The organism is Sinorhizobium fredii USDA 205 (genome assembly GCF_001461695.1).
Classification (GTDB): Bacteria; Pseudomonadota; Alphaproteobacteria; order Rhizobiales; family Rhizobiaceae; genus Sinorhizobium; species Sinorhizobium fredii.
The window spans coordinates 60,374-86,954 of sequence record NZ_AUTC01000136.1 but is presented as its reverse complement, the minus strand read 5'-3'; the positions used below and the strand labels follow the sequence as shown (position 1 = coordinate 86,954).

Below are 26,581 nucleotides of genomic sequence, written 5' to 3'. Positions count from 1 at the left end.
CTGCGACATTTCGATTCACCCAGGCCGTTCCCCGGACAGCCCTGCGCGTGCGGGGAGAGGGCTAGGGTGAGGGGCAGTTCGCGCTGCGCCGCTTTTGGTGCCGAACGCATTCCAAAGTCACAGAAGAACCTTGAAACGACAAAGGCCCCGCATTGCTGCGAGGCCCTCGTATTTTGCTGTATCGCGTCCGAAAGATCAGCCGATCTTCTGCCCGGTCTTCGCCCAGTCGGCGAGGAACATTTCCAGGCCCTTGTCGGTCAGCGGGTGCTTGACGAGCGCCTTCAGCGTCGCCGGCGGCGCGGTGACGACGTCGGCGCCGATCAGGGCCGCTTCCTTGACGTGGTTGACGGTGCGGATCGAGGCGGCAAGGATTTCCGTCTCGTAGCCGTAATTGTCGAAGATCTGGCGGATCTCGCGGATCAGGTCCATGCCGTCGAAGGCGATGTCGTCGAGGCGGCCGATGAAGGGCGAGACGAAGGTCGCGCCGGCCTTGGCGGCAAGCAGCGCCTGGTTGGCGGAGAAGCAGAGGGTGACGTTCGTGTGGTGGCCATCCGAGGTCAGCGCCTTGCAGGCCTTCAAGCCGTCAAGGGTCAGCGGCAGCTTGATGCAGATATTGTCGGCGATCCTCGAAAGCGCGGCCGCTTCCTTCATCATCTCGCTATATTCGGTCGCCGTCACTTCGGCCGAAACCGGGCCCTCGACGATCGAGCAGATTTCCTTGGTGACTTCGACGATGTCGCGGCCCGACTTCAGGATCAGCGACGGGTTGGTGGTGACGCCGTCGAGCAGGCCGAGATCGTTCAGTTCCCGGATTTCCTTCACATCGGCGGTATCAACGAAAAATTTCATGGGAGTCTTCCTCTGGCACTCAGCCGTTCAGGCGCATATCCCTCAATGGAAAGTCCAAGGCGGAATCGCGCGCGTTGAAACTCGGGTGGAACCGTGACAAACCCTTGCTCCTGCAAGGCAGCGGTTCGCTGTGCAGTTTTCTTTAACTGAAAGCGGTGGCAAGGTCACGGCAAAATGACTCTTGATTCAACCGATTTATTCGGCGCTCTCTTCGACCGCCGCGTGGTGCCCGTTTTGGTGCCGATGCCGGCACTGAGGCCCTATTCCTATGCGGTGCCGGACGGCATGGCGGTCGAGCCGGGCTCGATCGTGCAGGTGCCGCTCGGGCCGCGGCTCGTCGTCGGCGTCGTCTGGGACGGCCTCGATGACGGTACGGTCGATCCGAAGAAGCTGAAGGAGATCGAGAAGGTCTTCGACTGCCCGCCGCTCACCCGCGACATGCGCGCCTTTCTCGATTGGGTGGCGTCCTATACGATTACGCCCCCCGGCCTGGTGGCCCGCATGGCGCTCCGCGCGCCGACCGCCTTCGATCCCGAGCCGATGGTCGAAGCCTTGCGGCTGACCGAGCGGCGGCCGGAACGGATGACCGCCGCACGCGAGCGGGTCCTTGCGACGGCGAGTGACGGCTTCTCCTGGACGCGCTCCGGCCTTGCCCATGCCGCCGGCGTCTCGTCCGGGGTGATCGACGGACTTGCCGCGCAAGGCGTGTTCGAGACGGTGTTCATGCCGCCGCCGCCGGTGGTCGCCGTGCCCGATCCGGATTTCGCCGCGCCGCGCCTCGAGGGTCCGCAGAAGGAGGCCGCCGCCGATCTGCTTGCGGCTGTCGAAGAAAGACAGTTCTCCGTCTCGCTGATCGACGGCGTCACCGGCTCCGGCAAGACCGAGGTCTATTTCGAGGCGGTCGCCGCGACGCTGAGAGCCGGCAAGCAGGTGCTGATCCTGTTGCCGGAGATCGCGCTGACGGCCAGTTTCCTGGAGCGCTTCCTGGACCGTTTCGGCGCCAAGCCGGCGGAATGGCATTCCGACCTCGCGCCGCGCATGCGGGAGAAAGTGTGGCGGCAGGTGACGACCGGCCAGGTGCGCGTCGTCGCCGGCGCCCGCTCGTCGCTTTTCCTGCCCTTCGAGGAACTCGGCCTGATCATCGTCGACGAGGAGCACGACCCTGCCTACAAGCAGGAGGACCGGGTCTTCTACAACGCCCGCGACATGGCGGTGGTGCGCGGCCGGATCAGCCACTTTCCGGTCGTGCTCGTCTCCGCAACGCCTTCCGTCGAGAGCCGGGTCAACGGCGAGGTCGGCCGTTACCGGCCGATCCACCTGCCGACCCGCTTCGGCGATGCGGCGCTGCCGCATCTCGGCGTCGTCGACATGCGTCGCCATCCGCCGGAGCGTGGCGGATTCCTCTCGCCGGTGCTCCTGAACCAGGTCGGCAAGGCGATCGGCCGCGGCGAGCAGGCGCTCTTGTTCCTGAACCGGCGCGGCTATGCGCCGCTGACGCTCTGCCGCGTCTGCGGTCACCGCTTCCAGTGCCCGGACTGCTCGAGCTGGCTCGTCGAGCACCGCTTTCGCGGCCAGATCCAGTGCCACCATTGCGGCTATTCGGAGCGCACCCCGGAAGCCTGCCCGGAATGCGGCACGCTCGATCACCTGGTCGCCTGCGGCCCGGGGGTCGAACGGATCGCCGAGGAGGTCGAGCGGCACTTTCCCGAAGCCCGCACCATCGTGCTTTCCTCCGACCTGATGGGCGTCAAGCGGCTGAGGCTGGAGCTCGAGGCGATCACCCGCGGCGAGGCGGACATCGTCATCGGCACGCAGCTCGTCGCCAAGGGCCACAATTTTCCGATGATGACGCTGGTCGGCATCGTCGATGCCGACCTCGGCCTTGCCAACGGCGATCCGCGCGCCGCCGAGCGGACATTTCAACTGCTGTCGCAGGTGACGGGGCGCGCCGGGCGAACGGGCCTGAAGAGCCTCGGCCTCCTGCAGACCTATCAGCCGCAGCACCCGGTGATGCAGGCGATCGTGTCGGGCGATTCGGACGCCTTCTACGACCGCGAGATCCACGAGCGGGAGAGGGCGGCGCTGCCGCCCTTCGGCCGGCTTGCCTCGATCATCGTCTCGGCCGATACGCGCGGCGATGCCGAGGGGCATGCGCGGGGCCTGCGCAACGCCGCGCCGCGGGTCGATGGCATTTCCGTCCTGGGGCCGGCGGAGGCGCCGCTGGCGCTGATCCGCGGCCGACACCGTTTCCGGCTGCTGGTACACGGGCGGCGCAACAGCGACATGCAGTCTTTTCTGAAGGCGATGATTGCCGCCGGGCCAAAGGAGCGCGGTTCGGTCACCGTGCAGCTCGACGTCGATCCGCAGAGTTTTCTGTGATCGGACGGCGCAGACTTGCGATGCTGCCGATTCACATCATCGCCGACATGCGCTAGACCAAACGGCACGCCGGCGGAGAATCGCTTCGCGGCACTTGCAACGAGATCGCCGCGGGGAAGGGCATGGAGTTCTATATTCCGACGGAAACCGGGGAGTTCCTGGCTTTTTGCGCGGCGGGCGCAGCGATGCTGATTGGTCTCGTCATGCTTTTTGCGCCGCGCCTTATCTTCCGCGCCGCCGGGATCGGCATCGCCGAAGGGCGTCGCGGCGGGCTGGCCGAGGCGCGCTCCACCATGGGCGGCATGCATGTGGGCCTCGGCCTCGGGGCCATCCTGCTCGCGCAGCCGATGGTCTATCTCGCCGTCGGCGCCGCCTTTGCGCTCGCGGCATTCGGCCGCATCTTGTCGATGATGAGCGACAACGGCGCGACGCTCTTCAACTGGGCTGCGCTTGTCGTCCAGTCGGCGCTTGCGATCCTGCCGCTCGCCTATGTTTTCGGGTTCATCTGACGGAGCCGGAACAGGGACAAATCCCGGCTCCGCCAATTTACGGCAAAATTCCGTCGAGCGGGGCGGTGTTATGCCGCATTCCTGCCGTTGGCGTGTTGCGAGTCCAAACATCCTATGCTAGACGAACCGCGAATTGCGGGGGAAGTGGGTCGGAAGGGCCTCGATATCCTGCGAATTATTGCAGCAAATTCAAGTAGTTAGACCAACGGTTCGCCGCTGCTGACGCTCTTGGATGATTTTGAGAGAAGCTTGTGCCCGTGGCCGACACATCCCAGCTTATTTCCGGTGTTGCAGAAAGATATGCGTCCTCGCTTTTCGAACTCGCCCTGGAGGCTGGTTCGGTCGAGGCGGTCGGTGCCGATCTCGATCGCGTCCAGGCGCTGATCGACGGCAGCGACGACCTGAAGCGTCTGGTCGTGAGCCCGGTCTTTTCCGCCGCCGACCAGTTCAAGGCCATTTCGGCGCTCGTCGAGAAGTTCGGCTTCTCCGGGCTCGTCGGCAACTTCCTCAAGGTCGTGGCGCGCAATCGCCGCCTCTTCGCGCTGCCAGGCAGCATCAAGGCGTTCCGCCTGATCGCCGCACGCCACCGCGGCGAAATCACTGCCGACGTCACGTCGGCCCATGCGCTGACAGCGGCGCAGGAAACCGAATTGAAGGCGACGCTGAAAGGCGTCACCGGCAAAGACGTGGCGGTCAACGTCACCGTCGACCCGTCTATTCTTGGAGGTCTGATCGTCAAGGTCGGGTCCCGCCAGATTGACACCTCCCTTCGCACCAAACTCTCTACCCTTAAGCTTGCACTGAAAGAGGTCGGCTGATGGATATCCGCGCCGCGGAAATTTCCGCAATTCTTAAAGATCAGATTAAAAATTTCGGCCAGGAAGCAGAAGTCTCCGAAGTCGGCCAGGTGCTCTCCGTCGGTGACGGTATCGCCCGTGTCTACGGCCTCGACAATGTCCAGGCAGGCGAGATGGTCGAATTCCCGGGCGGAATTCGCGGCATGGCGCTGAACCTCGAAGCCGACAATGTCGGTGTGGTTATCTTCGGCTCCGACCGCGACATCAAGGAAGGCGACACGGTCAAGCGGACCGGCGCCATCGTGGACGTTCCGGTCGGTCCGGAATTGCTCGGCCGCGTCGTCGACGCGCTCGGCAACCCGATCGACGGCAAGGGCCCGATCAACGCCAAGCAGCGCGCCCGCGTCGACGTCAAGGCGCCCGGCATCATTCCGCGCAAGTCGGTGCATGAGCCGATGTCGACCGGCCTCAAGGCCATTGACGCTCTCATTCCGGTCGGCCGCGGCCAGCGCGAGCTCGTCATCGGCGACCGCCAGACCGGCAAGACCGCGATCATTCTCGATACGATCCTCAACCAGAAGGCCATTCACGACAATGGTCCGGAAGGTGACAAGCTCTATTGCGTCTACGTCGCCATCGGCCAGAAGCGCTCGACGGTTGCGCAGTTCGTGAAGGTGCTCGAAGAGCGCGGTGCGCTGCAGTACTCGATCATCGTCGCCGCGACCGCTTCCGATCCGGCGCCGATGCAGTACCTCGCTCCGTTCGCTGGCTGCACGATGGGCGAATATTTCCGCGACAACGGCAAGCATGCCCTGATCGGCTATGACGACCTTTCGAAGCAGGCCGTCGCTTACCGACAGATGTCGCTGCTGCTGCGCCGCCCGCCGGGCCGCGAAGCCTATCCGGGCGACGTCTTCTACCTGCATTCGCGCCTGCTGGAGCGCGCTGCAAAGCTCAACGACGACAATGGCGCCGGCTCGTTGACGGCTCTGCCGGTCATCGAAACGCAGGGCAACGACGTGTCCGCGTTCATTCCGACCAACGTGATCTCGATCACCGACGGCCAGATCTTCCTTGAAACCGACCTGTTCTACCAGGGTATCCGTCCGGCCGTTAACGTCGGTCTGTCGGTTTCGCGCGTCGGTTCCGCCGCACAGATCAAGGCGATGAAGCAGGTTGCCGGCTCGATCAAGGGCGAACTCGCGCAGTATCGCGAGATGGCGGCCTTCGCTCAGTTCGGCTCGGATCTCGACGCCGCGACGCAGCGCTTGCTCAACCGCGGTGCCCGCCTGACCGAACTCCTGAAGCAGCCGCAGTTCTCGCCGCTGAAGACGGAAGAGCAGGTTGCGGTGATCTTCGCCGGCGTCAACGGCTACCTCGACAAGCTGCCCGTCAACCAGGTCGGCAAGTTCGAGCAGGGCCTGCTTTCCTATCTGCGTTCGGAAGGCAAGGAACTGCTGGAAGCCATCCGCAAGGAAAAGGCGATCTCGGACGACATCAAAGGCAAGCTCAAGGCCGCAATCGACAGCTTCGCCAAGTCTTTCGCCTGAGCGGATTTCAGTTAGGACGGACAACGGATGCCTTCACTTAAGGATCTGAAGAACCGGATCGCCTCCGTCAAGGCGACGCAGAAGATCACCAAGGCGATGAAGATGGTCGCCGCGGCGAAGCTTCGGCGTGCGCAGGAGGCGGCCGAGGCCGCCCGGCCCTATTCGCAGCGCATGGCTGCCGTTCTCGCCAATATCGCCCAGGCGGTTGGCGCGGACGACAGCGTGCCACAGCTGATGACGGGCACCGGCAGGGACAACACCCATCTGCTGATCGTCTGCACGGCCGAGCGCGGCCTCTGCGGCGGCTTCAACTCGCAGATCGCCCGCTTTGCCCGCGATCACGTGCGCAAGTTGCTCGCCCAGGGCAAGACGGTCAAGATCATCTGCGTCGGCAAGAAGGGCTTCGATATCCTGCGGCGGGAATTCGCGTCGTTGATCATCGATCGCGTCGATCTGCGCGAGGTCAAGAAGATCGGCTTCGAGAACGCCGACCGGGTCGGTCACAAGGTTATCGAACTCTTCGAAAAGGGCGAGTTCGACGTCTGCACCTTGTTCTATTCCGAGTTCAAGTCCGTCATTTCGCAGATTCCGACCGCCCAGCAGCTTATCCCTGCATCGGCCGGCGCGGTTGCTGCCGAGGCCGACAGCGCGTCGGCGATCTACGAATACGAACCGGACGCTGCGGCCATCCTCACAGATCTTATTCCGCGCAACATCTCCGTCCAGATCTTCCGGGCCCTGCTCGAGAATGTCGCCGGCGAAATGGGCGCCAAGATGAGTGCCATGGACAATGCGACGCGCAATGCCGGTGACATGATCAACAAGCTGACGCTCAACTACAACCGTCAGCGGCAGGCGCAGATCACCAAGGAACTCATTGAAATCATCTCTGGCGCGGAAGCGCTCTAAGGTTACGAGAAGAGGGTAAGAATTATGGCTAAGGCAGCTACCCCCAAAGAAACCGCAGCGGCGAAGAAGCCCGCTGCTCCGAAGAAGGCAGCTACCGCCAAGACAGCCGCTGTTACGGCTACGGGTGCTGTCGGCCGCGTGACGCAGGTTATCGGCGCCGTTGTCGACGTCGCATTCGAAGAAGGCCAGCTCCCGCAGATCCTGAACGCGCTGGAGACCGACAACAAGGGCAACCGCCTGGTTCTCGAAGTCGCACAGCATCTCGGCGAAAATTCCGTCCGTACGATCGCCATGGACTCGACCGAAGGTCTGGTTCGCGGCCAGTCGGTGACCGACACGGGCAGCCCGATCTCGGTTCCGGTCGGCAAGGAAACGCTCGGCCGCATCATGAACGTCATCGGCGAGCCGGTTGACGAAGCCGGCCCGCTCAAGACCTCGGCCCGCCGTGCGATCCACCAGGACGCTCCCTCCTACGTCGAACAGTCGACGGAAGCGCAGATCCTCGTCACCGGCATCAAGGTCGTCGACCTGCTTGCGCCTTACGCAAAGGGCGGCAAGATCGGTCTCTTCGGTGGCGCGGGCGTCGGCAAGACCGTTCTGATCATGGAACTGATCAACAACGTCGCCAAGGCGCACGGTGGTTATTCGGTCTTCGCCGGTGTGGGTGAACGTACCCGCGAAGGCAACGACCTTTATCACGAAATGATCGAATCGGGCGTGAACAAGCACGGCGGCGGCGAAGGCTCCAAGGCCGCTCTCGTCTACGGCCAGATGAACGAACCGCCGGGCGCGCGTGCTCGCGTTGCTCTGACCGGCCTGACGGTTGCCGAACAGTTCCGTGACGAAGGTCAGGACGTTCTCTTCTTCGTCGACAACATCTTCCGCTTCACCCAGGCGGGTTCGGAAGTGTCGGCTCTGCTCGGCCGTATTCCTTCAGCCGTGGGCTATCAGCCGACGCTCGCGACCGACATGGGCCAGATGCAGGAACGCATCACCACCACCACCAAGGGCTCGATTACCTCGGTTCAGGCGATCTACGTTCCGGCCGACGACTTGACCGACCCGGCGCCGGCAACCTCGTTCGCCCACCTTGATGCAACGACCGTTCTGTCGCGCTCGATCGCCGAAAAGGGCATCTACCCGGCCGTGGACCCGCTCGACTCGACGTCGCGCATGCTCGACCCGATGATCGTCGGCGAAGAGCACTACGAAGTGTCGCGCAAGGTGCAGTCGACCCTGCAGCGCTACAAGGCGCTCCAGGACATCATCGCCATCCTCGGCATGGACGAGCTTTCCGAAGAGGACAAGCTGGCTGTTGCCCGCGCCCGCAAGATCGAGCGCTTCCTGTCGCAGCCGTTCTTCGTCGCGGAAGTCTTCACCGGTTCGCCGGGCAAGCTGGTCGCTCTCGAAGACACGATCAAGGGCTTCAAGGGCCTCGTCAACGGCGAGTACGACCACCTGCCGGAAGCCGCCTTCTACATGGTCGGCTCCATCGAGGAAGCCATCGAGAAGGCCAAGAAGCTGGCTGCCGAAGCCGCTTGATGAGCGATGCTCTAAATCAGTTCTGCTGCGACACCCTGAGGGAGGTCGCGGCAGAACTTCCCGAACCAGCAGAGCCAACTGTCTACATTTCGGAAGACGGTGTGCTGATGATGGTCGTAGGGATAGTCCAAACCGAGGAAGGGCTCGGTTATATGGATCATGCGGTCATGCACTGCCCGTTTTGCGGAACCAAGTTGCAGGACCCTGAAGCCATCGCTGAAAAGGTAAGTCACTAATGGCCGACAGTTTCAATTTCGAGCTTGTTTCCCCGGAGCGCCTGCTGCTTTCCGCCCAGGTGACCGAAGTCGTCATCCCGGCAACCGAGGGCGAGATGACCGTTATGGCCAACCACGCCCCGACCATGACGACCATCAAGCCGGGTGTGGTCACGGTCAAGACGGCCGATGGCAAGTCCGAGCGTTTCGCCGTCTTCGGCGGCTTTGCCGACATCCTGCCGACCGGCTGCACGCTGCTCGCCGAATCGGCGGTTCATGTCGACGAACTCGATCGGACCGTGCTTGAGAATCGCATCGATGAGGCTCGTGCCGAGCTGGAAGGCGCGATTGACGAGAAGAAGACCCGCATCGAGCAGTTCATCGCCGAACTGACGCGGCTTGGGGAGATCGTCATCCCGGCCTGAAAGGGACATCCCGATAAGGGAAACGACTAACAACCATCAGACCCCGCTTCGCGCGGGGTTTTTTGTGTTTGCTGCATTCCGCCACTGCATGATTCCTTAAATCGGGATCGATTTAAGGATAAAATCATGCAGCATTTCAAAGTGCTACAGCGACCTTAGCGCGTCCGATTGGACGCGCGGCGCTGTAGGATGTCCGAGAGGCTGGTCGAGCAGATGGACCGCGATCGTCCGGACGTAAGCAGTTTTGCCCCTTACCCTAACCCTCTCCCCGCATGCGGGGCGAGGGGACTTGAACGGCGGCCATGGGTCTCCTCCGCCCGCTTGGTGGGAGAAGGTAGCCGGCAGGACGGATGAGTTCCACTTCGAGAAGGACGCCGGAGCAATAAATGCCCGAACGGCGTCCGGGCATTTTCCAAATCTACTGAAGCACGCCGAGCGGGCGTAAAGCTCAGCCCGCCGCCCGTTCCGCGTCGTGCTTCTGGGCGTAGTAGTGACCGAAGCGGTTGGCGAGGAAGGTCTCCAGCGCTATGTCTTCCTGTCGGACGAAGCCCGTGGTCGGGATCTTGCCTTCGGCGAGCAGGTCGAGGACGGCGCAGATGCTGCCGGCCGTGGTGATCTGGATGCCGCTCTGCATGCGTCCCGCAACGACGCCGCTATAGACCTTGTTGGCATAGGTTTCCTGGATGAGCCGGCCCTGGCGGAAGCCGGAAACGGTGACGAAAATCACCACCACGTCCTGGGTCGTGGTTGGCAGGGCGTTTTCGAGAATGTCCTTCAGGACCTCGCGGCGATGACGCAGGCCGAGGTCGTTCAGGAGCGCCTTGAAGATCGCGGCGTGACCGGGATAGCGGATCGTCTTGTAGTTCAGCGTGCGGACCTTGCCCTTCAGCGTTTCGCAAAGCGTGCCGAGGCCGCCGGACGTGTTGAAGGCTTCGTAGGTGACGCCGTCGAGCGAGAATTCCTCGCGTTCCTCCATCGCCGGAACCTCGATCAGCGAGCCTTCGACGATCGCCTCGCAAGGCTCGATATACTCGTTGATGACGCCGTCGGTGCTCCAGGTGAGATTGTAGTTGAGGGCATTCGACGGGTACTGCGGCAGCGCGCCGACCCGCATGCGAACGCTTTCGAGCGTATCGAAATGCCTGGTCAGATCATTGGCGACGATCGAGATGAAGCCGGGTGCGAGGCCGCATTGCGGGATGAAGGCGGTCTTCGCATGTGCCGCAATGTCCTTGACCTGGCGGGTCGATTCGACGTCTTCCGTCAGGTCGAGATAGTGGATCTCCGCCTCGGCGGCGGCTTCGGCAATCGCAACCGTCAGGTGGAACGGTGCGGCGCTGAGGACCGCGAACTTGCCGGTCAGCAGTCCGACGAGGGCCTCCTTGTCGGCGATGTCGATGGCAGCCGTCGAAATCGCCTCATGGGTTTCGACCTGCTGCAATTGCTCGGCACTGCGGTCTGCGATGCAGACGCGATAGTCGCCGGTATGGGCCAGCATGCGGGCGATTGTCGAGCCGATCTTGCCGGCGCCGATGACAACGATGTCTTTCATACTTCTTATCCCCGGGGGTATGAGCCTCTTCAGCAGCTATTTTCCTGCGAAGGCATGTTGATTTGAAGCGCCGATATGGATAAATCGCAGTCTAATAATCGGCATTTCGCCAATGAAGGTCGACGATATGCAAGTCACCGACAAGGATCGTGAACTTCTTGCCATCCTCAGCGAGAACGCCCGCCTGCCGACGGCGACGATCGCGCGGCGGCTCGGCGTCTCGCGCACCACCGTGCAGGCGCGCATCGAGCGACTCGAGCGCGAGGGGGTGATCGCCGGCTATGGCGTGCGGCTTGCCGAGAGCTACGAAAAGGGGCTGGTGCAGGCGCATGTGCTGATCACCATCGCGCCGCGGGCGCTGAGCCGCGTCACGCCCGAACTGACCGCGATCCGTGAGATCCGCACGTTGCACTCCGTCAGCGGCAGCTTCGATCTGATCGCCATCGTCGCGGCGGCATCGATCAGCGAATTGGATCTGCTGATCGATCGCATCGGCGAGATCTCGGGCGTCGAAAAGACGCTGTCATCGATCATCCTGTCGACGCGCATCGACCGCTGACGCGGTGGGCCTTCAGCGCAATTCGGCTGCAGGTGACCTGTTCCACGCACTTGGGCCACGAACGACGGAATCGATCGAGCCATCCCCGGGTGCAAGCCATTTCTCACGGTCGAAATAGAACTCGGCAATGCTTTTCGGTCTGGTGCGCGCCGCCTGATTGGCAAGGAAATTGTAGCGGGGCGTGTCGCCCGATTCCCGTTTGAACTGGATGCGGCTGCCGAAACGCTTGAGATCGAATTCGCCGAGCGCCTGTATCTTCAGCGTGACGCTCTCGCTGTCGGCCCAGTGAACCTCGTTCAGAAAGACCGAGGCGGCCGTCGCCGCGGCACTCGTGACAGCCTGGGTGTCTTCGGCATGCTCGATGTTGAGCTTGACGCGGAACGAGGTGATTTCATCCGCGTCGCTGCCTTTGACCAAGATGAAAATCGACGAGCCCTTCTCGACGCCCGGGCGGGCAAAAGGAACGAGCGAGGAACATTCCCAGCGGCCGCTCTCGGCCGATTTCCATTCGAGCTCGCGGAAGCCGGCCCCCCGCAGGCCCTCGCACAAAGCGCGCGGGTCGCTGCGGATCTCGCGGATGAATTGTTGCTCGGGCGTCTGCAGGTTCTCGAATGTCCTGGCCGGCAGCAGCGCCTTCGGCGGCTCCGGCTTCTTGGGACGCGAGCGGACGGGCTCGGGCGCCGGCACCGGCGCGGCTTGAGGAAGCAGATCTTGCAACCCCATCGCCGCCGCCAACTGTTTCAGATTGCGCTGTTCGTTGGCAAGCAGCACGGTCGCCAGGATGGCGGTGAAGATCAGCGCCACGGCGGTCAGGAAGAAAGCGGCGCCCGAACGGCCGTTCTGCTTCTTCTCCATGCCCCGTTGCTCCGCCTCGGGACCGTGTACGGCGCTCGCCGCCACCGTCCCGCACCTGATAAAGATGGCGCACAATACGGGATCATGCCACCGGCGTCCAAGAGGCATCGTGCACGGAAGGGGCGCAGTTAGGATCACGGAAGAATCCCTCCCCACAAGGGGGAGGGGGTTGGGGAGGAGACTTTAATTCGACCTGCGACTCTATTCGACGCGGGTGCGATGCGCTTCGATTCGCGCCGTCCGCCAGGTGGACCAGGCGAAGGCGACGAGAAAGATCGCTGTCATCAGGAGGACGATGGTCGGGGCGGGGGCGCTGTCGATGAAGAAGGATAGGTAAACGCCCGAGAACGAAGCGAGGACCGCAACGGAGACCGCGACGATCAGCATGCCGCCAAATGTCCGCGTCACCAGAAAGGCGATCGCGCCGGGGGCGATCAGCATGGCGATCGCGAGGATCAGTCCGACGGCTTTCAGCGCGCCGACGATCGTCAACGACAGAATGGCGAGCAGCCCGTAATGCAGCCAGCCGACCGGCAAGCCGACGGCGCGCGCCTGGGCCGGGTCGAAGGCGTGCAGCAGCAGGTCGCGCCATTTGAGGGAAAGGATGCCCCCGGCGAAAACGGCGATGATACCGGTTTCGAGGATATCGCCCCAGCCGATGCCGAGCATGTCGCCGAAGAGGATGTGGTCGAGATGCACGTCACTCTGGATCTTGGTGTAGAGCACCAGGCCGAGGCCGAACATGCCGGAAAAGACGACGCCCATCACCGTATCCTGCTTGATGCGGCTGTTTTCCTTGAGATAGCCGGTCAAGAGGGCGCAGCACATGCCGGCGGCAAAGGCGCCGACGGCAAGCGGTAGGCCGACGATGTAGGAGATGACGACGCCCGGGAAAACCGCGTGCGAGATCGCGTCGCCCATCAGCGACCAGCCCTTCAGCACCAGGAAGCAGGAGAGCATGGCCGTCGGGACGGCGACGAGGACCGAGATCAGCAGCGCGTTGCGCATGAACTCGAACTCGAAGACGGCGGTGAGCATGTCGAAAGACATCATCGGGCAACCTCCAACGCCTCGGCCGCGCGGCGGCGGGCGGCGATCAGCCCGTGTTTCGGGGCCAGCACGAAGGCGAGCAGGAAGATCAACGTCTGCAGCACGATGATGATGCCGCCGGTGGCGCCGTCGAGGAAATAGCTCGCATAGGCGCCGAAGAAGCTCGTGGCCGCGCCGATGGCGATGCTGATGATGATCAGGCGCGGGAAGCGGTCGGTGAGCAGATAGGCAGTCGCGCCCGGCGTCACGACCATGGCGATGACGAGAAAGGCGCCGACGGTCTGCAGCGCGGCCACCGTGCAGGCCGAAAGCAGGGTGAAGAACAGCACCTTCAGGAAGGTCGTATGGATGCCGATCGAGCGGGCATGGCTCTCGTCGAAGAAGGTCACCATCAGGTCCTTCCATTTCGCCGAGAGGATCAGCAGCGAGACGATGCCGATAAGGGCGAGCTGCAGCGTGTCGGCCGGGGTGATGGCGAGGATGTTGCCGAGCACGATCGTCTGGATGTTCACCGACGTCGGCGACAGCGACACCATGAACAGGCCGAGGCCGAAGAAGGAGGTGAAGATCAGGCCGATGATCGTATCCTCCTTCAACCGCGTCCGCTGGTTCAGGAACAGCATGGCGGCGGCGGCGAGCCCGCCGGAGAAGAAGGCGCCGAGCGAGAATGGGAGGCCGAGCATATAGGCGCCGGCGACGCCGGGGACGATCGCATGGGACAGTGCGTCGCCGATCAGCGACCAACCCTTCAGCATCAGATAGGCCGACAGGAAGGCGCAGACGGCGCCGACCAGCGCGCTGACCCACATGGCGTTCAGCATGTAGCCATAGGTGAAGGGTTCGGCGAGCAGGGCGATCATTCGCTGTCCGCCTCGGTCTCGAGCTTGGCCGGCTGCGTCACCATTTTTCCCTTCGCGCCGTACATGACAAGCGGTCGCTCGTCATCGGTGATGACGGAAAGCTGGCGGGGATCGGCATCGTCGTGCAGGCTGTCGCCGCCGAGTACGAAGTGACGCAGCACGCCGCCGAAGGCGAGTTCGAGATTGTCGCGGGTGAAGGTGGTCTCGGTCGGACCGTAGGCGAGAACGGTGTTCTTCAGGAGCACGGTGCGGTCGCAGAATTCCGGCACGCTGCCGAGATTGTGCGTGGAGACGAGCATCACGCGTCCCTCGTCGCGAAGCGCGAGGAGCAGGCGGATGATCGCGTCTTCGGTCTTGACGTCGACGCCGGTGAAGGGCTCGTCGAGCAGGATGACGCGGCCGTCCTGGGCGAGCGCCCGGGCAAGGAAGACGCGCTTCTTCTGGCCGCCGGAAAGCTCGCCGATCTGGCGCTTGCGGAAATCGCTCATGCCGACCCGCGCCAGCGCCGCCTCGACCGCCTCATGGTCGGCCCGCTTCGGGATGCGCAGCATGTTCATGTGGCCGTAACGGCCCATCATCACCACATCCTCGACGAGGACGGGAAAATTCCAGTCGACCTCCTCGGCCTGTGGGACATAGGCGACGAGATTCTTCTTCAGTGCCTGCGGCACGGTGAGGCCGAGGACCGAGATATCGCCTTTCGCCAACCGGACGAAGCCCATGATGGCCTTGAACAGCGTCGACTTGCCGCTGCCATTGACGCCGACCAGCGCGGCGATCGTGCCGGTCGGAATCTCGAAGGAGGCATCATGCAGGGCGCGGTGGCCGTTGCGATAGGTGACGGTGGCATTGTGGACGCGAATGCCGCTGCTCTCGTCCAGAGGGCCCGGTCGCGGGGTCGGCCGGGCCTTTACCTGAAGGTTCATTGCGAAAGACCTTTCGCGATCGTTTCGGACGTGACACGCAGGAGATCGATATAGGTCGGGACCGGTCCGTCGGCCTCGCTCAAGGAATCGACATAGAGCACGCCGCCATATTTGACACCCGTCTCGCGTGCCACCTGCATGGCCGGATCTGGCGAGATGGTGCTCTCGGAGAACACCACCGGAATGTGGTTGGCCCTCACCGCGTCGATCACCTTGCGCACCTGCTGCGGCGTGCCCTGCTGGTCGGCGTTGATCGGCCAGAGATAGAGCTCCTTCAGGCCGAAATCCCGCGTGAGATAGCTGAAGGCGCCCTCGCTGGAGACCAGCCAGCGCTTTTCCGCCGGGATCTTGTCGAGTTCGGCCCTGATCGGCGCGATGGTCGCCTCGATCTTCTTCTTATAGGCCTCGGCATTCGCCTTGTAGGCCTCGGCGTTCTCCGGGTCGAATTTCACGAAGGCGTCGCGGATGTTGTCGACATAGATCATCGCCGCCGACGGCGACATCCAGGCATGCGGGTTCGGCTTGCCCGTATAGGGGCCTTCGGCGATGCCCATCGGCTCGACGCCTTCGGAGACGACGACGCCCGGAATGTCGTCGAAGTTCTGGAAGAATTTCTCGAACCAGAGCTCGAGGTTGAGGCCGTTCCAGAGGATCAATTGGGCATCATGCGCCTTCAGGATGTCGCGCGGGGTCGGCTGGTAGTTGTGGATTTCGGCGCCGGGCTTGGTGATGGATTCGACGATCGCCGCATCGCCGGCAACATTCTGCGCCATGTCGGCAATGACCGTGAAAGTGGTAACCGCCTTGAATTTTTCCGCTGCCGCCGCGCCGGACAGGAGGGAAAAGGCAGCCATTGCCGTTGCTGCCGCCAGAATCATGCGCCGCGTCCGATCGATCATCCATCGCTCCTCAATCTTGAACCGGCCCAATGCCTAGGCGAATGGCCTGCATAAGTCAATGCACATGAGAACCATTTGCAACTAGCTATTTTCAAAGCCAACGCCCTTGGCTAGTGTCGCCGCATGAGCCAGAGCAAGAATAGGATCGTCGAACTGGAAGGAATCCTTCGTGACGGGGGGGTGCGCGTCACCCGCCAACGCGCCGCGATCCTCAAGATTCTGGCCGAGGCGGAAGACCACCCGGATGCGAGCGAACTGCATCGGCGCGCCAAGGAAATCGACGCGACGGTGTCGCTCTCGACCGTTTACCGGACTTTATCGGCGCTGGAGCAACAGGGAGTCGTGCAGCGGCATGCTTTCGAGAATGCCACCGCCCGATTCGAGACGGCCGACGCTCCGCATCATGACCATCTGATCGATATCGAAACCGGCGCGGTGATCGAGTTCCGCTCCGACAAGATCGAGCAGTTGCAGGCGGAAATCGCCGCCGAGCTCGGGTACGACCTGGTGCGCCACCGGCTGGAGCTCTATTGCCGGAAGCGCAAGGATTGATCGGGATGTCTCCGTCTTCGCCGGAGAATAAGCCGCGAAGGCGGCCTAGTTCAGCGGGATGGCGTTGTCCGCCTTGCCGGCCTGATAGGCGGCGGAGAGATCGGCATATTTACGGCCGATCGCATCGGCCCGCTGTTGAAGCGGAGCGCGGTCGGGCTCGGGAAGGGCGGCAATCAGATCGTGGATCGACTGGCCCTTCCAGAAGGCGTTCGTCCTGTTGTAGCCGCCGGGTTCCAGCGTAAACACCTCCTTGAGGATCTTCAGGTCGTGCGGGATCGAAAAGGCGTCGCGCGAATCCTCGTGGCTGAAGAAATAGTAGAAATTGTCGAAGCCCGCCCAGGTGATCGCCGAAAGGCACATGGAGCAGGGTTCGTGCGTCGACAGGAAGATGAGGTCGCGCGAATCCGGGCGTTCCAGGCCTGCCATTTCGTAAAACCGCTTCAAGGTATGGACCTCGCCGTGCCAGAGCGGGTTCTCGGTTTCATTGTTGGTCTCGACGAGGACCAGCGACAAGTCCGATTTCCTGATGAGGGCGGCGCCGAAGATCTTGTTGCCGGCCGCGACGCCGGCTTCCGTCGCGGGGATGATGCCGTGCTCCATCGTCGTCAGTAGGGCGTCGAGCAGCCCGAGCATTTCGTGTTGTTGTGCCATGATCGTTCCTTTGTTGTTGCGTCCGCGTCGCTGCGCCGGCCCGAGAGCGGTCGTGACCGTTCCCGGGCGCAAGCGAGATTCGTTGCGGCAGTTTGGGACTAGTGCGCTTCTGAGGCGATCACCGGCACCTCAAGGCCCTTCGCGTCGTAGAGCTTGCCGTTGAGGAAATAGTCGCCATCGTGCAGCCGCGCGATGTCCTGGTAGCGGAGCGTCCGCTCCGTCCCTGCGACAAATACCGATTGCTGGTCGGAGTTTCCGGCGGTCAGGTGGTTGAAGATCAGGTTGAGGCTGATCGCCATCAAGGCGGCGGAACTGATGCCGGAATGGAAGATCGTCGCAAACCAGGCCGGGAAGTGCTCATAGAAGTCCGGGGAGGCGATCGGGATCATGCCGAAGCCGATCGAGGTGGCGACGATAACGAGATTCATGTTGTTGTTGTAGTCGACCTTCGAGAGGGTGCGGATGCCGCTCGCCGCGACCGTGCCGAAGAGCACGATGCCGGCGCCACCGAGCACGGCACTCGGAACCGCCGCCACGATGCGGCCCATGACCGGCAGCAAGCCGAGCGCCACGAGGAACAGGCCGCCGGTCGCCACCACGTAGCGGCTCTTGACGCCGGTGACCGCCACCAACCCGACATTCTGGGCAAAGGCGCTTTGGGTGAAGGAGCCGAAGATCGGCGCGATGAGACTGGAGAGCATGTCGGCTCTCAGCCCATCGCCGAGCCGGCGCGAATCCACTTTCGTTTCGATGATTTCGCCGACCGCAAGGATATCCGCCGAGGTCTCGACCAGCGTCACCATGATGACGATGAACATCGACACGATCGCGGCAATCTCGAAGGTCGGATAGCCGAAGTGGAAGACCGTCGGAAGGGCGAAGAAGGGCCCTTCGGTCACCTGCGAGAAATCGGCCATTCCGGTGAAATAGGCGACGCCGGTGCCGATGATCAGCGCGAGCAGGATCGACAGCCGCGAGATCGCGGAGCTGCCGAGCTTGCTCAGCAAAAGTACGATGACGAGCGTCACTGCGGCGAGCTGGATATTGGCCGGGCTGCCGAAATCCGGCGCCTGGCTATTGCCGCCCATCGCCCAGCGTGCCGCGACCGGCATCAGCGTCAAGCCGATCGTCGTGATCACGATGCCCGTGACGAGCGGTGGGAAGAACCGGGTGACCCGCGAAAAGATCGGCGTGATCAGAAGGCCGACCAGTGACGCGGCCATGACCGCGCCGAGCACCGACTGCATGCCGCCATTGCCGGAAATGGCAATCATTGTCGCGACGCCGGAAAACGAAACACCCTGGACCAGCGGCAACCGGCTCCCGAAGAACGGCAGGCCGAGCGTCTGCAGGATGGTGGCGAGACCGCCGGCGAAAAGGGATGCGGTGACAAGCAGGCCGATCTCGCCGGAACTCAGGCCCGCCGCCTGGCCCAGGATCAGCGGCACGGCAACGATACCACCATACATTGTCAGCACGTGCTGCAGGCCATAGGCCAGGTTGGCGCCGATGCCGAGCTTTTCATCTTCCGGGCGCGATTGCGCCACGGTTTCCTCTGGGCTGTTTGCCAAGGTAATCTCCTCCAATACCTTTGCGTGTATGCCCACCTCCTCCTACGACGTGGGCGGCAAACTATGGCATTGGCTGTGGAGCCTGACTTTATCGAAAAAAGGGAAACAGTTTTCGGTTGTACGGCGGTAATGCTCTCGGTCAGCTCTTGTGGGCCGAACAGGGTGCGGTTTGCGGCCGCAAGGAAAGAGAAAACCGGGGCTGTTGCCAGCCCCGGCGCCGCATCTCCTGATACTGTACCGCCGCCCGACGGAACGGGCGGCGATATTGCAGACTTAGTTGGTCTGCCAGCTCTTGACCAGTTCGTCGTAATTGACGGTGACCGGCTTGTCCTTTTCGTTCTCGACCTTCAACTGCGGAGCGAGGTTGCCGGCCTTGACGGCTTCCGCGTTCCAGTATTCGAGATCGTGCTCCTCGGCGAGCTTCGGACCGATATCGCCCTGGATGCCGGCGCGTTCGAGGCGCTGCAGCACCTTCTCCTGCTCGGCGCAAAGCGAGTCCATGGCTTCCTGCGCGGTCTTGGCGCCGGAAGAAGCGTCACCGATCGCCTGCCACCACAGCTGTGCCAGCTTCGGATAGTCAGGCACGTTCGTGCCGGTCGGCGACCATTGCAGGCGGGCCGGCGAACGGTAGAACTCGATCAGGCCGCCGAGCTTCGGTGCGCGCTCGGTGAAGCTCGGATGGTCGAGGGTCGACTGGCGGATGAAGGTGAGGCCGACATGGCTCTTCTTCACGTCGATCGTCTTCGAGGTGACGAACTGCGCATAGAGCCAGGCCGCCTTGGCGCGATCGTCCGGCGTCGACTTCAGCAGCGTCCAGGAACCGGCGTCCTGATAGCCGAGCTTCATGCCGTCCTTCCAGTAGACACCGTGCGGCGAGGGGGCCATGCGCCACTTCGGCGTGCCGTCGGCGTTGACGACCGGCAGACCATCCTTGACCATGTCGGCGGTAAAGGCCGTGTACCAGAACATCTGCTGGGCGATCGCCCCCTGGGCCGGAACCGGACCGGATTCGGAGAAGGTCATGCCCTGGGCTTCCGGCGGGGCGTAGCTCTTCAGCCAAGTCAGATACTTGTCGATCGAATAGACCGCAGCCGGGCCGTTGGTGTCGCCGCCGCGTGCGACGCAGGAACCGACCGGACGCGAGTTCTCGTCGACCTTGATGCCCCATTCGTCGACCGGGCGGCCGTTCGGGATGCCCTTGTCGCCGTTGCCGGCCATCGACAGCCAGGCGTCGGTGAAGCGCCAGCCGAGCGACGGGTCCTTCTTGCCGTAGTCCATGTGGCCATAGACCTTCTTGCCGTCGATCTCGCGGCCGTTGAAGAACTCGGCGATGTCCTCATAGGCCGACCAGTTGACCGGAACGCCGAGGTCGTAGCCGTACTTGGCCTTGAACTCTTCCTGGATCTTCGGGTCGTTGAACCAGTCGTAGCGGAACCAATAGAGGTTGGCGAACTGCTGGTCGGGAAGCTGGTAGAGCTTGCCGTCCGGAGCGGTGGTAAAGGACTTGCCGATGAAGTCGTCGATGTCGAGGTTCGGGTTGGTGACGTCCTTGCCTTCGTTGGCCATCCAGTCGGTCAGGTTGCGGGCTTGCTGGTAGCGCCAATGGGTGCCGATCAGGTCGGAATCGTTGATGTAGGCGTCATAGACGTTTTCGCCCGACTGCATCTGCGTCTGCAGCTTTTCGACGACGTCGCCTTCGCCGATCAGGTCGTGGGTGATCTTGATGCCGGTGATGTCGGAGAAGGCCTTGGCCAGGGTCTTCGCTTCATATTCATGCGTGGTGATCGTCTCGGAAACGACCTTGATCTCCATGCCGGCGAAGGGCTTCGCCGCATCGACGAACCATTGCATTTCCGCTTCCTGTGAAGCGCGGTCGAGCGCGGAGAGATCGCCGATTTCCTTGTCGAGGAACTGCTTCGCCTCGTCCATGCCGGCGAAGGCCGAGCCGGTAAGTGCCAGCAGCATGGCCGCCGTCGTTGTCATAAGATGCCGTCGCATTAATTCCTCCCTTTGGGTTTTGCGATTGCGTTTTCTTGCAGTTTCGAGGGGCGCCCCTCGCAGGACGCCCCTCGTTCCGGTGCCTCAGACGTAGCGGAACACGGCGATGGCGTAGATCACCGAGAGGGCGAGCGCCCACCAGAGATTTGCGCCGACCAGCCCCAGCCAGGCGAGGTGAATGAATGCGCTTCCGAGCAGCGACACGAACAGCCGGTCGCCGCGGGTCGTCTCGAAGCGCAGGACGCCGACGCGCGGATTGCCGCCGGGCGAGACATACTCCCAGACGCCCATGCCGACCAGCATCAGCGCGATCGCCAGGAAGAACAGCGCCGTCGGCAGCGTCCAAGCCATCCATGAAAAGTCCATAGAAATCTCCTCAGACGCGACCCAGGGCGAAGCCCTTGGCGATGTAATTGCGGACGAAATAGATGACGAGCGCGCCCGGGATGATGGTCAGCACGCCGGCGGCGGCAAGCACACCCCAGTCGAGACCGGAGGCCGAAACCGTGCGCGTCATCGTCGCGGCAATCGGCTTGGCGTCCGTCGTCGTCAGCGTGCGGGCGATCAGCAGTTCGACCCAGGAGAACATGAAGCAGAAGAAGGCGGCGACACCGATGCCGGAGGCGATCAGCGGCACGAAGATCTTCACGAAGAAGCGCGGGAAGGAGTAGCCGTCGATATAGGCGGTCTCGTCGATCTCCTTCGGTACGCCGGACATGAAGCCTTCGAGGATCCAGACGGCGAGCGGCACGTTGAACAGGCAGTGGGCGATCGCGACGGCGATATGCTGTCGATCAGGCCGAAGGCGGAATAGAGCTGGAAGAAGGGCAGCGCGAAAACTGCCGGCGGCGCCATCCGGTTGGTCAAGAGCCAGAAGAACAGGTGCTTGTCGCCGAGGAAGCGGTAGCGCGAGAAGGCGTAGGCGGCCGGCAGCGCCACGGTCACCGAGATCAGCGTGTTCAAGACGACGTAGGTGATCGAGTTGATGTAGCCGTTGTACCACGAGGGATCGGTGAAGATCACCGCGTAGTTACGGAGCGTGGGGTTCTGCGGCCAGAGCGAGAACGTGCTGAGAATCTCGCTGGTCTCCTTGAAGCTCATATTGACGAGCCAGTAGATCGGCAGCAGCAGGAAGACGATGTAGATCGTCGGCACCAGCCAGGAGAGGCGTTGCGAAAGCGGTTGCTTGTTGGTCATCATTTTGCTCCTCCCTCCTTTCTCAGCCTTGCGCGTCGCTGGTGGTCATCACGGTGTAGAAGATCCACGACAAGAGCAGGATGATGAGGAAGTAGATGATCGAGAGGGCTGCGGCCGGACCGAGGTCGAACTGGCCGATTGCCATCTTGACGAGATCGATCGACAGGAAGGTCGTCGAGTTGCCCGGGCCGCCGCCGGTGACGACGAAAGGCTCCGTGTAGATCATGAAACTGTCCATGAAGCGCAGCAGGAAGGCGATCAGGAGGACGCGTTTCATCTTCGGGAGCTGGATGTAGCGGAACACCGACCAGCGCGATGCGCCGTCGATCTTGGCGGCCTGGTAGTAGGCGTCGGGGATCGAGACGAGACCGGCATAGCAGAGCAGCACGACGAGGCTCGTCCAGTGCCAGACATCCATGACGATCAGCGTCACCCAGGCGTCGAGCGGGTTCTGCACGTAATTATAATTGATACCGAGCGCGGCGAGCGTGCGTCCGAGCAGGCCGATGTCGACGCGGCCGAAGACCTGCCAGATGGTGCCGACGACGTTCCACGGGATCAACAGCGGCAGCGCCATCAGCACGAGGCAGATCGGCACGCCGATGCCCTTCTTCGGCATGTTCAGCGCGATGACGATGCCGAGCGGGATTTCGATCGCCAGGATGATCGCCGAGAAGATCAGGTTGCGGGTGAGTGCGTCCCAGAAGCGGTCGGATTCGAGCACGTCCATGAACCAGTCGGTGCCGGCCCAGAAGAACTCGTTGTTGCCGAAGGTGTCCTGCACCGAATAGTTGACGACGGTCATCAGCGGAATCACCGCCGAGAAGGCGACGAGCACCAGAACCGGCAGGACCATGAACCAGGCCTTGTTGTTCCAGGTCTTTTCCATGTCAGGCCTCCTCGCCGACGCGCCAGGAATCGGCGTAGATATTGATGGCCTTCGGGTCGAAGGTGACGCGCGGCTCGGCCGGGATCTCGCCGTCTTCGTCGACGATGATCGAGATCGGCCGGTCGGCGAAGCGGGCGCGGACGATCTTGTGACGGCCGATGTCCTCGACCTTGGTGATCGCCACCGGCATGCCGTCGCGGCCGAGCGAGATGAATTCCGGGCGGATGCCGAGCTCCGTCTTGGCGCCGGCATTGACCTTCGGCTGGAAATTGAGGGCGATGCTTTGGTCACCCACGGCTGCCGTGTTGCCGGCGATCTCGGCCGGCAGGACGTTCATGCCCGGAGAGCCGATGAAGTAGCCGACGAAGGTGTGGCGCGGTCGCTCGAAGAGCTCGGCGGGCGTGCCGATCTGGACGATCTGGCCGTCATACATGACGACGACCTTGTCGGCGAAGGTCAGCGCCTCGGTCTGGTCGTGCGTGACATAGACCATGGTGAAGCCGAACTGCTTGTGGAGCCGCTTGATCTGCGAGCGCAGCACCCATTTCATCTCGGGATCGATGACGGTGAGCGGCTCGTCGAACAGGATGGCGCTGACATCGGAGCGCACCAGGCCGCGGCCGAGCGAGATCTTCTGCTTCTGGTCGGCCGTCAGCCCCCGCGCCGTCTTCTTCGCCCAGCCGCCAAGGCCGGTCATCTCGATGATCTCCTTGACGCGGCGGTCGACTTCGGCTTCCGGCACATGCCGGTTGCGCAGCGGAAAGGCGAGGTTGTCGTAGACGGTCATGGTGTCGTAAATGACCGGAAACTGGAACACCTGGGCGATGTTGCGGTGCTGCGTCGTCAGATGCGTCACGTCGGTGCCGTCGAACAGGATGCGGCCTTCCGACGGGTTGATCAGCCCCGAAATGATGTTGAGCAGCGTGGTCTTGCCGCAGCCCGATGGGCCGAGCAGCGCATAGGCGCCGCCGTCGTTCCATTCGTGGTGGACTTCCTTCAGCGCGTAGTCGGCTTCCGACTTCGGCTTGGCGCCATAGGCGTGGCGGATGTGTTCGAGATTGATGCGTGCCATGGTTTCCTCCCAGCGCCTCCCTACGCGGTCCCGCCGATCGCCCGGCCATCAGGCCCGAAGGCCATCAGGTGGCGGGTGTCGACGAACACATCGAGGGTCGCGTCCGGTTCGATGTCGTGAATGCCGCGCGCCAGCATGACCCAGCGCGCATCGGCGAAGCCGACGTGAATGAAGCTTTCCGACCCGGCGATCTCGGAAATGGCCGTCTTGACGGTGAGCGGGTTGCCGCTTGCCTCGGGTCGGTCGAAAGAGATGTGGTGCGGCTGGAAGGCGACCATGCAGGGTCCGTCGGAAACCGCCGCCAGATGCGCGGGAACGGAAAGGACCGGCTTACCTTCGAGCGTGAAATCCGATCCCGCTTTCACCAGCTCGATCGTGTTGAGCGGCGGATCGGCGAAGGTGCGGGCGGTAATGATGTCGACCGGACGGCGGTAGACGTCGATGGTGCGGCCGAATTGGGTGATGCGGCCTTCGCTCAACGAGGCGGTATTGCCGCCGAGGAGCAGCGCCTCCGAGGGTTCGGTCGTCGCGTAGACGAAGATGGCGCCCGAGGCGGCGAAGATCTTCGGCAGTTCCTCGCGCAGTTCCTCGCGCAGCTTGTAGTCGAGGTTGGCGAGCGGTTCGTCGAGCAGCACCAGGTCGGCATTCTTGACGATGGCGCGGGCAAGCGCGGTGCGCTGCTGCTGGCCGCCGGAGAGATTGAGCGGCGTGCGGTCGAGATAAGGTGTCAGCTTCAGGAGTTCTGCGGCCTTGCGGACTTCGCGGTCGATCGTGGCGTTGTCGGCCCCCTTGATACGCATCGGCGAGGCGATGTTGTCGTAGACCGTCATCGCCGGATAGTTGATGAACTGCTGATAGACCATCGCAACGGAACGCCGCTGCACGGGCAGGCCGGTGACGTCGGCGCCGTCGAAATGGAGCGAACCGGAGGCTGGCTTGTCGAGGCCGGCCATCAGCCGCATCAGCGACGTCTTGCCGGAGAGTGTCGGGCCGAGCAGCACGTTCAGCGACCCCCGCTCCAGCACAAGGTCGGTCGGGTGGATATGCGTCTCCCCGCCCACGACCTTGGTTATGTTCTTCATTTCAAGCATTGAATTCTCCGGTGTTCCACCCAGCCATCGGCAGTTTCAATCGCGGATCAGAGCGGGATGAGCGCTCCAACTCTTACTATGCGGCGGCGTTGACGGCGCCGCGCATGTAGTCCTCCAATTCCGCGGCCGCCGCCGGCGTCAGCTTCAATCCCAGTTTCGTGCGGCGCCAGAGCACGTCCTCGGCGCGGCGCGCCCATTCCTGCCCGATCAGCCAGTCGACTTCGACCTCGTAGAGATCGGCGCCGAAATGTTTTCCAAGATCGGCCTCGCTTGCGGCGTGTCCGAGAAGTTTTGACGTCAGCGTGCCGTAGAGCCGGACCAGCCGGCGGGCGTGCGACATCGTGAGAAAAGGGTAGCGCGCCTTCAGCTTGTCGACCTCGGCGTCATAGCCGGACGCCGCAAAGTCGCCGCCCGGCAGGCGCGATGCGGCGGTCCACTTGCTGCCCTTGGCGCCGATCGCCTCGCCGACCTTTTCGAGTGCCGATTCCGCGAGCCGCCGATAAGTCGTCAGCTTGCCGCCGAAGACATTGAGGAGCGGCGCCTGGCCGTTCTGCCCTTCGAGCCGCAGGACATAGTCGCGGGTCGCCTCCTGCGCCTTGCTGGCGCCGTCGTCATAGAGCGGCCGCACCGCCGAATAGGTCCAGACGATATCGTCCGTGGTGACCGGATCGCTGAAATATTCGCTTGCCGATTTGCAGAGATAGCCGACCTCGGCATCGCTGATACGGACGTCCGCGGGGTCGGCGGTGAAATCCCGGTCGGTGGTGCCGATCAGGGTGAAATCGTTTTGGTAAGGGATGGCGAACATGATCCGCCCGTCCGGATTCTGGAAGAAATAGGCGCGCGGATCGTCGAATTTCTTCTTCACGACGATATGGCTGCCCTGGACGAGGCGGACATTGCGAACATCGTTCTTGCCGAGCGTATCGGCGAGCACGCGGTCGACCCAGGGGCCGGTGGCGTTGACGAGCAGGCGGGCGCGAACGGTTTCGCGTACCCCGGTCCCGGTGTCCTCGGTTTCGATCGCCCAGTGACTGTTTTCGCGCCGTGCCGAAACGACCCGTGTGCGGGCCATGATCCGTGCGCCGCGGTCGGCGGCGTCGCGGGCGTTCAGCACCACCAGCCGGGCGTCGTCGACCCAGCCGTCGGAATATTCGAAGGCCTTGGTGAAGAGACGCTTCAGTGGCGCGCCCGCCGGGTCGCGGGTCATGTCCAGCGTGCTCGTCGCCGGCAACAGCTTGCGCCCGCCGATATGGTCGTAGAGGAAGAGCCCAAGACGGATCAGCCAGGCCGGCCGCGGGCCGCCTTTGTGATAGGGCAGTACGAAGCGCATCGGCCAGATGACGTGCGGCGCCATCGCCCAGAGCACCTCGCGCTCCATCAGCGCCTCGCGCACCAGCCGGAATTCGTAATGCTCGAGATACCGCAGGCCGCCATGGATGAGCTTGGTGGAGCCGGAGGAGGTGCCCGAAGCGAAATCGTCCATTTCGGCGAGCGCGACCGAATATCCCCGGCCGACCGCATCACGCGCAATGCCGCATCCGTTGATGCCGCCGCCTATGACAAAGACGTCGAAGATTGCCTGCTCTGACACCGTGATTTCCCCTCCACTTTTCGCAATGCACAAATTGATGCAATCGCGAAAGTGAAGGCAGTTAAAACGAAAACATTTCGAATGTCAAAC

At 62.9% G+C, this 26,581-nt stretch carries 25 protein-coding genes and 1 pseudogene; 10 read left to right on the top strand and 16 right to left on the bottom strand.

What is annotated here, in order from left to right; genetic code table 11:
* Positions 1 to 195 precede the first annotated feature (195 nt).
* Entirely contained in the window at positions 196 to 849 is a 654-nt protein-coding gene (fsa, locus tag N181_RS15450; protein WP_012709604.1) for a fructose-6-phosphate aldolase, read from the bottom strand.
* Between the two features lie 174 nt (positions 850 to 1,023).
* On the opposite strand from fsa, the gene N181_RS15445 reads away from it, so the two are divergent.
* From N181_RS15445 to N181_RS15410, 8 genes are all read left to right on the top strand, one after another.
* Entirely contained in the window at positions 1,024 to 3,228 is a 2,205-nt protein-coding gene (locus N181_RS15445) for a primosomal protein N' (protein ID WP_060563538.1), read from the top strand.
* A 122-nt stretch (positions 3,229 to 3,350) separates the two neighbouring features.
* The gene (locus N181_RS15440; protein ID WP_014330039.1) at positions 3,351 to 3,737 is read left to right on the top strand and encodes an AGROH133_08824 family phage infection protein; all 387 of its coding nucleotides are present in this window, start codon (positions 3,351 to 3,353) and stop codon (positions 3,735 to 3,737) included.
* Positions 3,738 to 3,988: 251 nt separating this feature from the next.
* Positions 3,989 to 4,555 carry a F0F1 ATP synthase subunit delta gene (locus tag N181_RS15435; RefSeq protein ID WP_014330038.1) on the top strand — a complete coding sequence of 189 codons (567 nt, stop codon included), beginning with the start codon at positions 3,989 to 3,991 and terminating at the stop codon, positions 4,553 to 4,555.
* Positions 4,555 to 6,084: a F0F1 ATP synthase subunit alpha gene (gene atpA / locus N181_RS15430; RefSeq protein ID WP_014330037.1), complete on the top strand. Its 1,530-nt coding sequence runs from the start codon at positions 4,555 to 4,557 to the stop codon at positions 6,082 to 6,084. Before N181_RS15435 ends, atpA begins: the two co-directional genes overlap by 1 nt.
* A gap of 27 nt (positions 6,085 to 6,111) precedes the next feature.
* A complete protein-coding gene (locus N181_RS15425; protein WP_014330036.1) occupies positions 6,112 to 6,993 on the top strand; it encodes a F0F1 ATP synthase subunit gamma in 882 nt (293 codons plus the stop codon).
* A 24-nt stretch (positions 6,994 to 7,017) separates the two neighbouring features.
* Positions 7,018 to 8,535, top strand: a complete 1,518-nt coding sequence (gene atpD, locus N181_RS15420; protein WP_014330035.1) for a F0F1 ATP synthase subunit beta — start codon at positions 7,018 to 7,020, stop codon at positions 8,533 to 8,535.
* Entirely contained in the window at positions 8,535 to 8,771 is a 237-nt protein-coding gene (locus N181_RS15415) for a hypothetical protein (RefSeq protein WP_014330034.1), read from the top strand. Before atpD ends, N181_RS15415 begins: the two co-directional genes overlap by 1 nt.
* Positions 8,771 to 9,175: a F0F1 ATP synthase subunit epsilon gene (locus N181_RS15410; RefSeq protein WP_037436629.1), complete on the top strand. Its 405-nt coding sequence runs from the start codon at positions 8,771 to 8,773 to the stop codon at positions 9,173 to 9,175. The genes N181_RS15415 and N181_RS15410 overlap by 1 nt, the downstream gene beginning before the upstream one ends.
* Before the next feature lie 448 nt (positions 9,176 to 9,623).
* Here N181_RS15410 and N181_RS15405 read toward each other — a convergent pair whose 3' ends face one another.
* Positions 9,624 to 10,727: a saccharopine dehydrogenase family protein gene (locus N181_RS15405; protein ID WP_037398055.1), complete on the bottom strand. Its 1,104-nt coding sequence runs from the start codon at positions 10,725 to 10,727 to the stop codon at positions 9,624 to 9,626.
* Between the two features lie 127 nt (positions 10,728 to 10,854).
* Here N181_RS15405 and N181_RS15400 point away from each other — a divergent pair, with 127 nt between their 5' ends.
* Complete coding sequence (locus N181_RS15400; RefSeq protein ID WP_014330031.1) at positions 10,855 to 11,286, top strand: Lrp/AsnC family transcriptional regulator; 432 nt, start codon at positions 10,855 to 10,857, stop codon at positions 11,284 to 11,286.
* Positions 11,287 to 11,298: 12 nt separating this feature from the next.
* Here N181_RS15400 and N181_RS15395 read toward each other — a convergent pair whose 3' ends face one another.
* The 5 genes from N181_RS15395 to N181_RS15375 all read right to left on the bottom strand — a co-directional run bounded on the left by N181_RS15395 (position 11,299) and on the right by N181_RS15375 (position 15,876).
* Positions 11,299 to 12,141 carry a DUF6030 family protein gene (locus N181_RS15395; protein ID WP_037398051.1) on the bottom strand — a complete coding sequence of 281 codons (843 nt, stop codon included), beginning with the start codon at positions 12,139 to 12,141 and terminating at the stop codon, positions 11,299 to 11,301.
* Positions 12,142 to 12,342: 201 nt separating this feature from the next.
* Positions 12,343 to 13,194 (bottom strand): metal ABC transporter permease, encoded by an 852-nt coding sequence (locus N181_RS15390; protein ID WP_037398048.1) that lies wholly within the window; start codon positions 13,192 to 13,194, stop codon positions 12,343 to 12,345.
* Entirely contained in the window at positions 13,191 to 14,051 is an 861-nt protein-coding gene (locus N181_RS15385) for a metal ABC transporter permease (protein ID WP_037398044.1), read from the bottom strand. Before N181_RS15385 ends, N181_RS15390 begins: the two co-directional genes overlap by 4 nt.
* Positions 14,048 to 14,977, bottom strand: a complete 930-nt coding sequence (locus N181_RS15380) for a manganese/iron ABC transporter ATP-binding protein (RefSeq protein ID WP_014330026.1) — start codon at positions 14,975 to 14,977, stop codon at positions 14,048 to 14,050. The genes N181_RS15385 and N181_RS15380 overlap by 4 nt, the downstream gene beginning before the upstream one ends.
* Positions 14,974 to 15,876, bottom strand: a complete 903-nt coding sequence (locus N181_RS15375) for a metal ABC transporter substrate-binding protein (protein WP_014330025.1) — start codon at positions 15,874 to 15,876, stop codon at positions 14,974 to 14,976. The genes N181_RS15380 and N181_RS15375 overlap by 4 nt, the downstream gene beginning before the upstream one ends.
* 123 nt (positions 15,877 to 15,999) lie before the next feature.
* On the opposite strand from N181_RS15375, the gene N181_RS15370 reads away from it, so the two are divergent.
* On the top strand, positions 16,000 to 16,428 hold the full coding sequence (locus N181_RS15370; RefSeq protein WP_014330024.1) for a Fur family transcriptional regulator: 429 nt from the start codon (positions 16,000 to 16,002) through the stop codon (positions 16,426 to 16,428).
* 45 nt (positions 16,429 to 16,473) lie between these two features.
* Here the strand turns inward: N181_RS15370 and N181_RS15365 are convergent, their stop codons facing one another.
* The 9 genes and pseudogenes from N181_RS15365 to glpD all read right to left on the bottom strand — a co-directional run bounded on the left by N181_RS15365 (position 16,474) and on the right by glpD (position 26,491).
* Positions 16,474 to 17,079 (bottom strand): deaminase, encoded by a 606-nt coding sequence (locus N181_RS15365; protein ID WP_014330023.1) that lies wholly within the window; start codon positions 17,077 to 17,079, stop codon positions 16,474 to 16,476.
* 98 nt (positions 17,080 to 17,177) lie between these two features.
* Positions 17,178 to 18,650 carry a nucleobase:cation symporter-2 family protein gene (locus tag N181_RS15360; protein WP_014330022.1) on the bottom strand — a complete coding sequence of 491 codons (1,473 nt, stop codon included), beginning with the start codon at positions 18,648 to 18,650 and terminating at the stop codon, positions 17,178 to 17,180.
* A 273-nt stretch (positions 18,651 to 18,923) separates the two neighbouring features.
* Complete coding sequence (locus tag N181_RS15355; RefSeq protein WP_014330021.1) at positions 18,924 to 20,648, bottom strand: ABC transporter substrate-binding protein; 1,725 nt, start codon at positions 20,646 to 20,648, stop codon at positions 18,924 to 18,926.
* Between the two features lie 84 nt (positions 20,649 to 20,732).
* Positions 20,733 to 21,014, bottom strand: a complete 282-nt coding sequence (locus N181_RS15350) for a DUF2160 domain-containing protein (RefSeq protein WP_014330020.1) — start codon at positions 21,012 to 21,014, stop codon at positions 20,733 to 20,735.
* Between the two features lie 10 nt (positions 21,015 to 21,024).
* Positions 21,025 to 21,848 (bottom strand): annotated as a pseudogene (locus N181_RS15345) (carbohydrate ABC transporter permease).
* Positions 21,849 to 21,867: 19 nt separating this feature from the next.
* Positions 21,868 to 22,734, bottom strand: a complete 867-nt coding sequence (locus N181_RS15340) for a carbohydrate ABC transporter permease (protein WP_014330019.1) — start codon at positions 22,732 to 22,734, stop codon at positions 21,868 to 21,870.
* 1 nt (position 22,735) lies between these two features.
* Entirely contained in the window at positions 22,736 to 23,806 is a 1,071-nt protein-coding gene (locus N181_RS15335) for an ABC transporter ATP-binding protein (RefSeq protein WP_014330018.1), read from the bottom strand.
* Between the two features lie 20 nt (positions 23,807 to 23,826).
* The gene (locus tag N181_RS15330; protein WP_014330017.1) at positions 23,827 to 24,897 is read right to left on the bottom strand and encodes an ABC transporter ATP-binding protein; all 1,071 of its coding nucleotides are present in this window, start codon (positions 24,895 to 24,897) and stop codon (positions 23,827 to 23,829) included.
* Positions 24,898 to 24,973: 76 nt separating this feature from the next.
* A complete protein-coding gene (gene glpD, locus N181_RS15325) occupies positions 24,974 to 26,491 on the bottom strand; it encodes a glycerol-3-phosphate dehydrogenase (RefSeq protein ID WP_037398036.1) in 1,518 nt (505 codons plus the stop codon).
* Between the last annotated feature and the right edge of the window lie 90 nt (positions 26,492 to 26,581).